The sequence below is a fragment of the Bacillus nitratireducens genome (assembly GCF_036320425.1).
In the GTDB taxonomy this organism is placed as follows: domain Bacteria; phylum Bacillota; class Bacilli; order Bacillales; family Bacillaceae_G; genus Bacillus_A; species Bacillus_A nitratireducens.
In genome coordinates, this window is record NZ_JAUMJO010000001.1 from 1 (window position 1) to 12541 (window position 12541).

Here is a 12541-nt window from a genome sequence, read left to right on the forward strand (position 1 = left end):
AAAAGCTGAATTAGGAAATTACCTAGTTCAGTTTTTTATTTTAAAGAAAAGTATTATCTATATCTTTCAGCAAACTGTTCTGAATACATCTTTATATCATATTTCACATACACATAGGCTTTACTGTTACATAGTATGTTTTACCTTTACTATTGTGTACTTTGTATTGCAGTGAGCCGTTTACACTTACTTTCGCATCAATCGTAAATCCTAATCCCGCATCTACAGAACCAGCTCCATCTTTATCCTGCCAAGATGGAGCGTCATAGAAACGTAAATTGTTAATTTTAGAAACAACACGCTTACCTACAATAAATGGAAATTTCATTTTAACAGGTTATCCAGTTGACTAATAGGAGGAAATAAATATATGCAATTAAAAAAAAATCCAGAAGATCCGGTTTATCAGTTCTTAGCAGCTACATTTCACCAAGATACATTTTACGAAGAAGCATTCCAAGAGTTACTTGAAGAAGAAAGTACGGAATATTTACAAGACGCTGTTATTTTTCTAACTGAATTTATTCAAAGCGATTATAGTAATACAGAAAAAAATGAATACATACGGGTTTCTGCAGATGGAATATATTTTGATGGGTTAGAAATAACACCATTCGAATGGCTTGAACAAACAGTTGATTTATTAAAAAAAGCATTAAAAAATAAAATATAAACAAAAAGCCGTCCTTAATTGTAGCGCACTTCAATTAAGGACGGCTTTTAATGTTTATTTTTTAATATACTCATACCACCAGTCCCACTGATCCATCCAAGCTGTTATTTTATCAAGCTCACCATTTGGCAATACTTCTGTTTCTAAGTATGCCAATCCAGTTGACGGGTCAGAAACCACCTTCCCTTTAGTTCCACGCTCATTCATAGCATTTATTACTTCTTGAACCGGTGAAATGCCAAAACCACCAGATTTAACGTATTGATACCCAACATTGGTAACAGATTGTTCAGACTGCTTCTCTTCTGTAAACCAAGATAAAGGTTTGCTTCCTACAAGATAGTTTAAGTCACACTTGCCGATTCCAGGTACATTTCCTGTTTCAGTGTATTGCCAAATATCACAAGGATATGCTGGCTTATTACCGCCATAACGTGGAATCCATACAAAGTCATATTTCACGTTTGCCATTCTACATAATCAATTGCTTTATGATCTATCCCTAAATTAACAAGTGCCTTTCTTGGCGCTCCGATTCCTCCGAATAATTCAAGTATTTTAATCAAAGCCACCCCTCCCTTCTTGCTATTAAAATAGCGTTTTTATTAAATTTCCTAAATACAACCGCTTGTCGATTACACTTTGCCCTATCATTGCATTTACTATTAGTAATACGAACTTTTAGAGGTGAATTATATTGGACGAGTTTTTATCTTCTACTGCATTAAATCCGGGTTCGATTGGGCCGACACTTCCACCTATGCAACCCTTTCAATTCCCTACAGGTCCCACTGGTTCAACAGGTGCTACTGGACCGACCGGATCAATCGGGCCAACTGGGAATACGGGATTGACAGGGAACACTGGACCTACCGGCGACACCGGTTGATTTCCCGCATTATTGTTGGTCCTCTCCATATACCAGCTTGCTTCCATTCCTTTTTCATTTTCCCGACATAAGAAGGACTACGATCATACATAATGCTAATATCTTTATCTGGAATGCCTTGTTGATTCAATTCGCGCACACGCTCCGGAGTAAGTCCGATGGGTTTGTCTTTTCGTTTTCCACCGTGCTCTTTCGGTTGTGTATCAAAATATCTACCCAACTGACGTAATTCTTGACCAGTCGGGCAGTTTTTACAAACACTAATACTAAAACAAGCATTATCTGAACGATTGTAATAACAACGTCTGCATTTCTGTTCGATGATATCGCCAATTTCATATGTGATTTGAATGCGTTCTGCTTTCGTTTCACTCATTAACCAATTGGTTTCACATACACTATTCACTATCGATTCCATTCCTCTCTTCGCCCCTTGAATATTTTTTCAAAACCAATACATACTATTTTCAAGCCGCCGTATCCACGGCTAATACTTCTTTCTTTTGTTACAGCAGAAGCAGGTAGGTTCTTCACTTATCTGCTTTCTCTGTATATTTTTTAAGATATCGAAAAGACTACCTACAAGCTGTTTGAACTAGCAGCTTCACTCTTCTTGTAATGGGAAAGCAATTTATCACAATTGACTAGCTCATTCGACTCGCTGGCAGACAACCAAAATTGTTGTCTGCTTTTTGTATGAGATTTTTCACTATACATATACTACTCTTGAGCCTGTTTACCAATGCAAGCCATTTTGGTATTTTGAATTCCGACTAAGCTTTTTTATTGCATAGATTATTACATCTTTGACAACACTGGTTAAAAGCGCGTTTTCTGGTTATTCGTAGTTTTAATCCAGAATAATTTTTCTCCTATAAAGGACAGCAGGTACGACTGCTTGTCCTTTTTTACTTATACTGCGTACTTTCCTTTTGGGTAGCCTCGAACAACATTGCTCACGCTGCTCCCCTTTTCCCATTCTACAAACCTTTGTAACCAAGCTCCCCCAACGTTCTTGTATGGAAGGATATTGATTTTGACAGACGTACCTTATCTGTTAATCATTCCCTCTCGCATATTACCAAAGAGTTTCATGAGCCTAAAACATCTTCAGGAAAGAGATTAATTGTTTTACCTGAAATTACTCTGCTGGCTCTTCAAGGACATCTTCAAAAAATCAATGAAGAAAAAGAACGGTATGGCGATGGAAATAATAATTATGATTTAGTTTGCCCAACCTATAATGGTAACCCGTGCAATTTCAGAAGTTTGACACAGCTCCTGAAAAAGCTTATAAAGAAAAGTGAGGTTCCTAATATTCGTTTGCAGGATATAAGGCGTAAATCCGAAAATCGTAAGTAAACGATTAGGACATAAAAGAGTAGGGATCAAATTAGACACCTACTCATATGTATACCAGACCTACAAGAAAAAGCAGTCGAAGATTTTGCAGTTACGGATTTTGCATAAAAAATACTAGCTTATCCGTGTGACATTGAGAGGAGTCAAAAACATGAAAGAAATCAAATCTGAACAAGAATTCAAAGACATCATCGCGAGCGAGGAGCCAGTAGTTGTTAAGTTCTTTACTACATGGTGCCCGGATTGCGTGCGAATGGACAACTTTATCGGAGATGTAATGGAGGAGTTCAATAAGTTTGAATGGTATTCTATTAATAAAGATGAGTTCCCAAGTATCGCGGAAGAGTATCAAGTAATGGGTATTCCAAGCCTGCTTGTTTATCAAAATGGCGAGAAGCTAGGCCACTTACATAGTGCTAACGCAAAAACTGAAGAGCAAGTTACTGAGTTTTTAGAAGCATACTAAGATTAAAACCCTCTGAAAAATATTTTCTAGAGGGTTTTAATCTTTTTTCACAATTATCTTTCGTAGTTGTTTCGTCATTTCTTCAGAAGTGTAGTATACAGTTTCTTCATGACCAATGTACATAATTACACTCCTTTCTCCTTCATCTCCGAGGTATAAGTGTATACCCTTCGTATCACTATTTTCATATGTAATTAGTAGATCGTATTGTGGTGTTTCGCCTCTTCTCTTTTGTTTTTTCATGCCATTAAACATATTATTAATTTCATTGATTATTTGTTTGTCTTCTATGTTTAGAAAATAATTTTCATTTAATCCACCGTAGCCATTAAAAGTAGATATGGATACTTTAGAAATATTATGTTCCTTCACATTTTCAATATTTGATGAATTACACCCAGTCATTATAAGAACAATACATAGTAAGAAAAATATTAGTTTTTTCATTCTCTTCCCCTCCCACACCTTTAATTGTAAAAGAATTCTAATTAATTCCACACCCTAACTTTGCACTTTACAACATATTTTTCCTTAACGAAACTTTGTTATCCCCTTCTTAAAAAGCTATAAAACGTCAACAATGTTTGTATAGACCCACACGAGTTTCGTTTGATACTCTATGTATAGAAAGAAATTCCTTATAGGAAGGTGAGTGATTAAATTGGATTCTCTTTCTCATAAAGAAGCTGATAAAGGTGCTATTGTCAGCATTATGGCCTACATATTTTTATCCTCTTTGAAAATTATCATCAGTTATATTACCCTCTCTAGCGCATTACGTGCTGATGGATTGAATAACTTAACGGATATTGGTGCTTCTTTAGCAATATTAATTGGCCTGAAAATTTCTCGTAAGCCTCGCGACCCAGATCATCCATATGGGCATTCGCGTGCAGAACAAATCGCATCACTTGTTGCTTCTTTTATTATGGCAACAGTCGGATTAGAAGTTGTGATTAGTGCAATTCAATCGTTTTTAAATCCGAAACAAGCAGCGCCTAATGTACTCGCTGCGTGGGTTGCTTTATTTTCTGCCGTCGTAATGTATTTCGTATATAAATATACGAAAAAGATTGCGATTCAAACAAAGAGTAAGTCGTTAGAAGCCGCTGCAAAAGATAATTTATCAGATGCACTCGTAAGTATTGGTACAGTAATAGGTATAGTCGGATCACAGTTCAAAATGCCTATTTTAGACCCTATTGCCGCTTTAATTGTCGGTCTTATTATTTGTAAAACCGCATGGGAAATTTTTGTAGAAGCTTCTCATATGCTAACAGATGGAATTGACCCTGAAAAAATGGATGAATATGCTGATGCTATCGGGCATATTTCAGGTGTAGAACATATTGTAGATATTCGCGCTCGTATGTATGGAAATCAAACGTATGTAGATATTACAATTGAGGTTGATGCTCGAATGGATGTACGCGAAAGCCATTGTATCACTGATAATATTGAGGAAATGCTTCGAAAGAAATTCGGAATATACCATGCTCATATTCATGTGGAGCCCATGCAAAAAGAACCTATTATGACATAGGTTCTTTTTTAATGAACGCCTTATGAAATATAACACATAAAACGAGCCAGCTACCGCCCGCTGCCCACCCGGCCAATATATCAGATGGATAGTGCACGCCAAGATAAATTCGGCTAACTGAAATAGATAATACAACGAAGCTCGCTATAAAAATAATCAGCAACTTTTTATGCAATGAAATACGATCTTCTGTAATTGTGACGTATGCAATAAATCCTAAAAAAGCAGTAGCATTCATCGTATGCCCGCTCGGAAAGCTATATCCAGTTGCCGTAACAAGCTGTGTCACATCTGGTCTTGCCCGTTCATACCATAGTTTGAGCATACTGTTCAAATAACGAGATCCGTAATAATTTATTGTTAGAAGTAATGCACTTAGCAGTTTTTTTCTAACGAGAAAATACATTACAAGTATAATGAGTAACGGGAAATATATTCTTTTTGAACCGATAAAGGACATCCAAGTAAAATAGGTTGTCAAATAATCGTTTCGGAAACTTTGAATAAAGTGTGCGACTACATTATCAATTTTTTCAATACAAGCGGTATGATACGAAAGTGATAGTGCGACAAAACAAATGAGTAATGTACAACTTAACAAGTATAAATGTCGATATCGTTTCACATACATAACCTCACTATGCAAAAAAATGGAGCGGTTGTTTTAGTTTTCCTCTCCATTTCTTTTTTATGCATAGTTTATTAAAAAATATAATTGTTAATTTTTTGCTGCATCGTTGGAATATCTTCGCTTGTTACTGTAAAGCGAATAACCTTCTCATCAAGATCAAGCGCTTCTGCGAATAAACCAGCCAATCCACGTGATTTTCTATCTACTTCCATAATAATTTCTAAACGGTCGTAAGCACTTGGCAAGATTAATAATTCTAGTTCATCTAATTTCCCATAATACTCTCCGGAAACAGGCACAAACTCAAATTCTTGCGCAAATGGGACTTGCTTACGTAATCGATACGGTAATTCTTCGCATTCTATATGACGCGCTTTAAAACCTAATTGATTTACACTGTTTAATACACTATTCAATAGTGCATTCGGCAACACTTGGATATAGTCGCGGTCACTTGGATCAATACTACGTTTAATATCAAGGCCTGTATGAACCCAAACCGTTTTCATTCCAAGTGTTAGTGGCGCTTCGATTGGCATTGAAAACGAAAATGGAATTTCCACTTTTTCATTTGGCTCTACAGAAAATGGATCTGTTAAACGAACTCGCTCTAAATCATACGTTGCCGTTACTTTTTTATCATCCACTTCTCTTACATAAGACGTCGATAACGTTAAGTAAATGCTTTCAATTTGTTGGCTAACTGAGCCTCCAGTTATATGAACCTTTCCTACTATCTCTTCACCAACTATATACTCATCTTTTTCAAGAACAGTATCTACTTTTGCACTACCAATACCAACACTTGCTAAAAACTTTTGAAACATGGGGCCTCCATCCTTTCTAAAGCGTAAGCTACATCTTTTTTCAAGTCTTGTACATTCTCATAGTATGGCGCTTTCATTTGTAACATTCGCATTAGCATTTCGCGGTTATACTCTTCCAATATTAACTCTTCATACCAAGGTTTTTCTTTTTTTTCAGTGGATTCATAACCAGCATACAGTAAAAATAATACGAAATGACCGAGCGCATAAAAATCGCTACGAAAGTGAACTTCTCGCATCAAAGCTTGTTCTCCTTCATAAGTTGTAGCTCGCTCATCACCCTCACCTTTCAATTTAGCCAATCCAAAATCAATAATACTAATTTGATTTTCTTTCATTAATATATTCGGAATACGTAAATCTCGGTGAATGATACCTTTACTATGAAAAACCGAAACAATTCCTAATATTTCATATAAAATTTCAAAAACTTCTCGTTCTTCATATACATGCCCATCTAAGAAAATATAATCTTCGAAATTTTCTCCCGGCATATACTCCATCACAAAAAAGCTCTTTTTCTCCCATACGAAATGATCATATAGACTAGGAATTGCATGATGATTTAATGTTTGTAAAATCATTTTCTCTTGTTCAAATGATTTTCTACCAGACTCATATCTTTGTTTACTTTGTCTTAATTGTTTTAAGACTTTATATTTATTTATTTGTAAATCATTAACGACATATGTAACCCCATAACTGCCCATTCCAATTACTGATTCAATGCTATAACGTTCTGCAACAATTGTATTTTTTCGCAGTGGTCTATCAAATAAAGCTAGTATACGACGCCATTTCATCAGCTACTTGAAAAGAAGCTACGGCTTTTACGTTTTCTTTTATAATGATGATGCCCATAATCAGATGAACGTCGTTTATAATCGCTACTTGAATAAGAGCGCCCTCTACGGCGATAATCACTACTTGAATACGAACGATATTTTTTCTTTCCTAATAAAGAATCAATAATTTTTTTGAACATCCCTTCACCTCTTGTATAAAATTTCTTTTAATTATACCAATAATTGTAGTCTCTGTTTGTGACAAGTTTGTAAAGAGTAAAAAACGACGAGTTAAGCCCGTCGTTACTTTCAATCTTCCTCTTCATCAAAAACTTCATCAATCATGCATTTCTCTAATAAATACTCAAATGTAATATCTGCTAGGTCCTCAACTTCTTCTCTTTTTGGAACGTATCCTCTTTCAATTAGTTGCTCATAAAAAAACTCCGCAATCTCTTCCGTATCAATTACGACTTCAATTTCCTTCATGAGCATCACTCCTTTATTTCTGTTTTATGAAAAAATCTCAAAATTATGTATATGAGATTAGAAAAATAGTTTTTCTTTTTTTATAGGTCATATCTTTTGGACGAGGTGCATACGATGGTAGTACAAGCTATCAAAAAGGGGGAAATAATTATGGAATACCAATATGAAGTAGATCAAGAAGTAGGGCAAACAAAAGAAGAGTTCATGCATGAAGATCAATGGGCAGACTCTCTTATTAAATGGCTTTTTATTTTTTTAATAATTGTAGGCATACCTTATACTGCATATGTTGTTGTTCAATTTATTCTCTCTTTCTAGTTAACTATTTTTTCTCTGTCAATTTAACTAAATAATTATGAACAACATCCATAACAATTTTGTATTCTTCATCTTTAAATGTATCGAATAACAAATGATAATCATTATAAATATCTAATAATCCATCAATAATTTCTTGGCGATTCGTCTTTACACTTACTTTTTTCGAATTGTTAATTGACTTCAATTTTCCTAAATCCAATTTATTCATACCAGCTTTATCTTGTTTCATTTTCTTCAAAATTGCATTTGCCGTTTGTGCATTAGCAAGTAATGTTAAATCAGATTCATCAGCTTCTAACCATTCACCATCCGTAATTCGTGACAATTCATATATAGTATCTTCCCATGCATCATTTTTATATCTCCATACTTCTGTACGAAAACCAACAATACGAAAAACGTCTTTATCATACCCAGTTACTTGCACGAGATCACCAAACGTAAAGTTATAATTTAATTCAATCCACTCTGTGTCGCCCTTTTTCATTTCTTGCTCTGTTACGTGCTGCAAAGTTTGCTCAACGTAAAACCCATCGTGATTATTTACTTCGTATACGTAAACTCCATCTAAAACTTTCATATTTGTAACTTTCCCAACGGTTCCATATAGCGTAATCACGACAATGTCCCCTACGTTGTATTTAGGTTGTTTTTTCCTTGCCATCTATATCTCTCCTTTTTTTAACGTCGTGATTTTGATAACAGTATATGCAACCTACATAAAAACGCTTATCACAGAAGCTTATATTCATAAATTTTTTCAATAAAAAAAGTAGAATGTGTGTATAACTCAAAAAAGCTAGTAAATATACTAGCTTTTACTTAACATTTATGTTCTAACAGCAAAACGAACTTTAATAAAAAAACATAAGAAATACTTCACTTATTTTAAGTAATGTATTCCTTATGTTTTCATTTACGTAGCACTTCAATATCGTTATCTCTCTTGTATATATAAATCCCATGCTTCATCAAATATAGACATACTTTCTATCATTCCACTTAACTCTAAATATGAACTAATTTCATCATAGTCTTCAGATTGCTTCGGAAAGCTTAAATCATCATACATAGCCTCTGCTAAATCTGATATTTCATTTTTAAATAAAGCTGCACGGTGCTTCATCATATAATGGTAAAATGTCTTATTCAAAAATATTCCCTACCTTTCTAACTTGGGTACATTATACAAGGCGAAATAGAAAAAAACCAGCATAAAAGCTGGTTAAAAGTCGAAATAATTTCTTTTTAATAAACGTGGTCTTCCCATCAACTCTTCGTATGTTAGTTGTTTTGGCAAATCTTTCGTATAAATTAAAAACAACTGATCTTCAATTTCTTTTACAGTATGGTCTGATTGATAGTCCATTCCACATGAGGAACAAGTAATACATGGTGTCTTTTGGATTTCAATGGCTTTCGTACCATCTGGTAACTCCCAATATACAGTATTCAAGCTTTCTTTCGCTTCTGTACTGTCACACCACATACAATTCATACTGCGTCACCCTCATTTTTTTTGTCATCATCTAACTTTGCCATTTGCGCTTGATATTTTTTATCTTTTAATTGATCACGCTTATCACGTTTATCTTTTAAAGAAGCATGCGTTTCATTGACTTCATAATCTTTACGGCGATTCATACGTTGTAAATCATCTGGAACAAGATTAAATTTCTTATCACTCATCAATCCTGCAACACCGATATCAGAACGTTTCTCTTCATAAGTCGGATAAATTTCTTTAAAGTAGCCTTCTGCTCTTCCTGGGATATAGTTTTCTGGTTCTGGATACGTTGTAATAACCCCTTCAAAGTTACGAAGAACAACTTTATCCGCACTTTGTGAAATTAAATAGTTTGGCTGAAGCGCAATTTTTCCGCCTCCACCCGGTGCATCGACAACGAAAGTTGGTACTGCATAACCAGACGTATGTCCACGTAAGCCTTCAATAATTTCTAATCCTTTAGAAACTGGTGCACGGAAATGACCGATACCTTCTGATAAATCACATTGGTAAATATAATATGGACGAACACGAATTTTCACTAAATCATGCATAAGTTTTTTCATAATTGGAACGCTGTCATTAATTCCAGCTAAAATTACAGCTTGGTTTCCAATTGGAACACCTGCATTTGCAAGCATTTCACATGCTAGTTTCGATTCTTCTGTAATCTCAATTGAAGTATTAAAATGCGTATTTAACCATACTGGATGGTATTTTTTAATTATGTTACACAGGTTTTCTGTAATACGCTGTGGGAATACAACTGGCGCTCTCGTTCCGATACGAATAATCTCAACATGCGGGATTGCTCGTAAATTCTTTAATACATATTCTAAAATTTTATCATTAATTAGAAGTCCATCACCGCCAGAAATTAAAACGTCACGTACTTGTGGTGTTTCACTAATATAAGCAATCGCATCATCTAATTGCTTTTTCGGTACGCCCATCCCAATTTGTCCACTAAAACGACGACGTGTACAGTAACGGCAATACATAGAACATTGATTCGTTACTAAAAATAGTACACGGTCTGGATAACGATGCGTTAATCCTGGAACTGGTGAATCTTCATCTTCATGAAGAGGATCTTCTAAATCATATTTTGTTTTATATAACTCTTCCGAAATCGGTACTGATTGCATCCGAATCGGACAGCGTGGGTCATCAGGATTCATTAGCCAAGCATAGTACGGTGTAATGTTTAACGGGATCGTTTTCGTTGAAATTTTAACGCCTTCTTCTTCGTCAGGTGTTAAGTTAATTACTTTCTTTAAGTCATCTAAAGTTTTGATCGTATTCGTTAATTGCCAAACCCAATCATTCCATTGTTCTTCTGTAACATCTTTCCATAATTCAATATCCTTCCAGTGACGATTTGGTTTGTATACATCATGTAACATTGCTATTCCCCCTTTTTATACGCTCATCCTTTATATAAGCAATAATTATGCCAACTTCATATTCTTGATAAGTAAATGTGAGAAATACCCTATTATATATGAGGAAAAATATTTTCAAGTGCAGTACTAACACAATATTTACTATCATATTCATTACTTTTTATATATGTAAACGCTCTTTTATTGGTGCAAACACACAAAAACCGCCGATTATTCGGCGGTTTTGTCGTACTTGCTCAGTTTATATTGAAGCGTTTGACGCGGAATACCTAACATTTTTGCTGCTTGCAAAATATTCCCTTCCGTTTCAATTAACGCTTGATCTATTAATTCCTTTTCCGTTTGATGAAGAGCTTCCCTAAGCGGTAATATACTTTTATTTTTCGGAAGTTTCTCTTTCCTAAATGTACGTGGTAAACACTTTGCGGTTAATGAACTCCCTTCCGCAATAATGACAGCATGTTCAATCGTATGTTTTAACTCACGAACGTTTCCAGGCCATTGATAAGCTTGTAATCTTTCTTTCGCTTCCTTATCCATTTGAAGTACACCTTTTTTATAACTTTTATTATATTCTTTCAAAAAGTAAGACGCTAATAACAGTACATCCTCAGTTCTTTCGCGAAGTGGCGGGATATATAATGAAAACACATTTAATCGATAGTATAAATCAGTGCGGATTTTATTTTCTCTTAAACATACTTCTGGAGGCTGATTCATTGCAGTAATAACGCGAACATCTACTTTTCTCGTCTTATTATCACCAATGCGACGAATAACTCCATCCTCTAATACACGTAGCATTTTCGCTTGTAAATCGAGCGGCATTGAATTCAGTTCATCTAAAAACAATGTTCCACCATCCACAAGTTCAAATAATCCAGCTCGTTCAATTGCCCCTGTATAGCTTCCTTTTGTCGTTCCAAACAATAAACTTTCTAATAGCGACTCTGGCAAAGCTGCGCAGTTTTGTGCAATAAAGGGCTTACTTTTCCGTTTTGAAGCTTCATGAATCGCTTGCACAAATAGCTCTTTACCTGTTCCGGTTTCACCATATATTAAAACATTTGCATCAGTTGGCGCTACTTTTTGCGCTAATTCTTTCGTCTGTTTAAACCGAGCATCATTAGTTACTATCGTCTCAAATGCAACATGCTTTTTTAGCGCTTTTTTGCCAGATGATCGCTTTATTTTTGACTGTAAATCAACTATTGTATCAGTAAGTTTTTGAATTGTAGAATAGTCCTTTGCAATTTCAACAGCACCAGCAATATTCCCATCTATTAAAATAGGTAACGTCGTATTTACGGTACAAACATCTTCTCCATTTAAATTTTGATAATGCTGCACTTGATGTACAATTGGTTTTTTTGTATCTAGCACCTTCATCAATGTACTCGTGTCCCTAGATAAAGAAGGGAACGCTTCTAACAAATGCTTTCCTAACACTTTTTCAATTTTCGATCCATCATGTTTTGCCGCAACGGTATTGTAAAAAATCGTAATACCATTTTCATCTACTGCGTGTATAGCCTCATCAATACTGCCCAAAATCGCTTCAATGACTTCTTGTGTCGAAACTGCTAGCAATGTCATCCCCCCTTTTGCCGAAAATCCGGCAAATGCATGCCGGATTTTCGGC

At 35.0% G+C, this 12541-nt stretch carries 16 protein-coding genes and 5 pseudogenes; 6 read left to right on the forward strand and 15 right to left on the reverse strand.

Annotated elements, in window-relative coordinates; all coding sequences use genetic code 11:
* Window positions 1–53: 53 nt before the first annotated feature.
* Window positions 54–313 (reverse strand): annotated as a pseudogene (locus tag Q3V31_RS00005) (hypothetical protein); the annotation flags it as partial.
* A gap of 57 nt (window positions 314–370) precedes the next feature.
* On the opposite strand from Q3V31_RS00005, the gene Q3V31_RS00010 reads away from it, so the two are divergent.
* Window positions 371–673, forward strand: a complete 303-nt coding sequence (locus Q3V31_RS00010) for a hypothetical protein (protein WP_001176175.1) — start codon at window positions 371–373, stop codon at window positions 671–673.
* 54 nt (window positions 674–727) lie between these two features.
* Here the strand turns inward: Q3V31_RS00010 and Q3V31_RS00015 are convergent.
* Window positions 728–1144: pseudogene (locus tag Q3V31_RS00015) on the reverse strand (N-acetylmuramoyl-L-alanine amidase C-terminal domain-containing protein); the annotation flags it as partial.
* A pseudogene (locus tag Q3V31_RS00020) lies at window positions 1144–1239 on the reverse strand (DNA (cytosine-5-)-methyltransferase); the annotation flags it as partial. The pseudogenes Q3V31_RS00015 and Q3V31_RS00020, both read right to left, overlap by 1 nt.
* Before the next feature lie 131 nt (window positions 1240–1370).
* Here Q3V31_RS00020 and Q3V31_RS00025 point away from each other — a divergent pair.
* Window positions 1371–1559: pseudogene (locus Q3V31_RS00025) on the forward strand (exosporium leader peptide-containing protein); the annotation flags it as partial.
* Here the strand turns inward: Q3V31_RS00025 and Q3V31_RS00030 are convergent.
* Window positions 1543–1980: a hypothetical protein gene (locus tag Q3V31_RS00030; RefSeq protein WP_000443987.1), complete on the reverse strand. Its 438-nt coding sequence runs from the start codon at window positions 1978–1980 to the stop codon at window positions 1543–1545. The pseudogene Q3V31_RS00025 and the gene Q3V31_RS00030 overlap by 17 nt on opposite strands.
* 728 nt (window positions 1981–2708) lie before the next feature.
* Here Q3V31_RS00030 and Q3V31_RS00035 point away from each other — a divergent pair.
* Window positions 2709–3032 (forward strand): annotated as a pseudogene (locus tag Q3V31_RS00035) (site-specific integrase).
* A gap of 43 nt (window positions 3033–3075) precedes the next feature.
* Window positions 3076–3390 (forward strand): thioredoxin family protein, encoded by a 315-nt coding sequence (locus tag Q3V31_RS00040; RefSeq protein ID WP_000658777.1) that lies wholly within the window; start codon window positions 3076–3078, stop codon window positions 3388–3390.
* Window positions 3391–3426: 36 nt separating this feature from the next.
* On the opposite strand, the gene Q3V31_RS00045 is transcribed toward Q3V31_RS00040, so the two are convergent.
* Window positions 3427–3837, reverse strand: coding sequence for a YhfM domain-containing protein (locus Q3V31_RS00045; protein ID WP_000733265.1), 411 nt, complete (start codon window positions 3835–3837; stop codon window positions 3427–3429).
* Window positions 3838–4051: 214 nt separating this feature from the next.
* Here Q3V31_RS00045 and Q3V31_RS00050 point away from each other — a divergent pair, with 214 nt between their 5' ends.
* Complete coding sequence (locus tag Q3V31_RS00050; RefSeq protein WP_000377834.1) at window positions 4052–4933, forward strand: cation diffusion facilitator family transporter; 882 nt, start codon at window positions 4052–4054, stop codon at window positions 4931–4933.
* On the opposite strand, the gene Q3V31_RS00055 is transcribed toward Q3V31_RS00050, so the two are convergent.
* From Q3V31_RS00055 to Q3V31_RS00075, 5 genes are all read right to left on the reverse strand, one after another.
* Window positions 4923–5558, reverse strand: coding sequence for a phosphatase PAP2 family protein (locus Q3V31_RS00055; protein ID WP_016129318.1), 636 nt, complete (start codon window positions 5556–5558; stop codon window positions 4923–4925). The genes Q3V31_RS00050 and Q3V31_RS00055 overlap by 11 nt on opposite strands.
* 77 nt (window positions 5559–5635) lie before the next feature.
* Window positions 5636–6391 carry a sporulation protein gene (locus Q3V31_RS00060; protein WP_000486615.1) on the reverse strand — a complete coding sequence of 252 codons (756 nt, stop codon included), beginning with the start codon at window positions 6389–6391 and terminating at the stop codon, window positions 5636–5638.
* Window positions 6373–7194, reverse strand: coding sequence for a serine/threonine protein kinase (locus Q3V31_RS00065; protein ID WP_000872042.1), 822 nt, complete (start codon window positions 7192–7194; stop codon window positions 6373–6375). The genes Q3V31_RS00060 and Q3V31_RS00065 overlap by 19 nt, the downstream gene beginning before the upstream one ends.
* Window positions 7194–7376: a hypothetical protein gene (locus Q3V31_RS00070; RefSeq protein ID WP_002075813.1), complete on the reverse strand. Its 183-nt coding sequence runs from the start codon at window positions 7374–7376 to the stop codon at window positions 7194–7196. The genes Q3V31_RS00065 and Q3V31_RS00070 overlap by 1 nt, the downstream gene beginning before the upstream one ends.
* A gap of 109 nt (window positions 7377–7485) precedes the next feature.
* A complete protein-coding gene (locus Q3V31_RS00075) occupies window positions 7486–7665 on the reverse strand; it encodes a YozD family protein (protein ID WP_000658453.1) in 180 nt (59 codons plus the stop codon).
* A 150-nt stretch (window positions 7666–7815) separates the two neighbouring features.
* Between Q3V31_RS00075 and Q3V31_RS00080 the strand changes: the two genes are divergently transcribed.
* A complete protein-coding gene (locus Q3V31_RS00080) occupies window positions 7816–7983 on the forward strand; it encodes a DUF3930 family protein (RefSeq protein ID WP_000456534.1) in 168 nt (55 codons plus the stop codon).
* A gap of 4 nt (window positions 7984–7987) precedes the next feature.
* On the opposite strand, the gene Q3V31_RS00085 is transcribed toward Q3V31_RS00080, so the two are convergent.
* The 5 genes from Q3V31_RS00085 to rocR form a co-directional block, all read right to left on the reverse strand.
* Window positions 7988–8650, reverse strand: a complete 663-nt coding sequence (locus tag Q3V31_RS00085) for a hypothetical protein (RefSeq protein ID WP_000101504.1) — start codon at window positions 8648–8650, stop codon at window positions 7988–7990.
* Between the two features lie 273 nt (window positions 8651–8923).
* Window positions 8924–9139: a YozE family protein gene (locus Q3V31_RS00090; RefSeq protein ID WP_001044016.1), complete on the reverse strand. Its 216-nt coding sequence runs from the start codon at window positions 9137–9139 to the stop codon at window positions 8924–8926.
* Between the two features lie 72 nt (window positions 9140–9211).
* Complete coding sequence (locus Q3V31_RS00095) at window positions 9212–9484, reverse strand: YokU family protein (protein ID WP_000995768.1); 273 nt, start codon at window positions 9482–9484, stop codon at window positions 9212–9214.
* Window positions 9481–10899 carry a lysine 2,3-aminomutase gene (gene kamA, locus Q3V31_RS00100; protein ID WP_000902139.1) on the reverse strand — a complete coding sequence of 473 codons (1419 nt, stop codon included), beginning with the start codon at window positions 10897–10899 and terminating at the stop codon, window positions 9481–9483. Before kamA ends, Q3V31_RS00095 begins: the two co-directional genes overlap by 4 nt.
* A 210-nt stretch (window positions 10900–11109) precedes the next feature.
* Window positions 11110–12495, reverse strand: coding sequence for an arginine utilization transcriptional regulator RocR (rocR, locus tag Q3V31_RS00105; RefSeq protein ID WP_079999262.1), 1386 nt, complete (start codon window positions 12493–12495; stop codon window positions 11110–11112).
* Window positions 12496–12541: the final 46 nt, after the last annotated feature.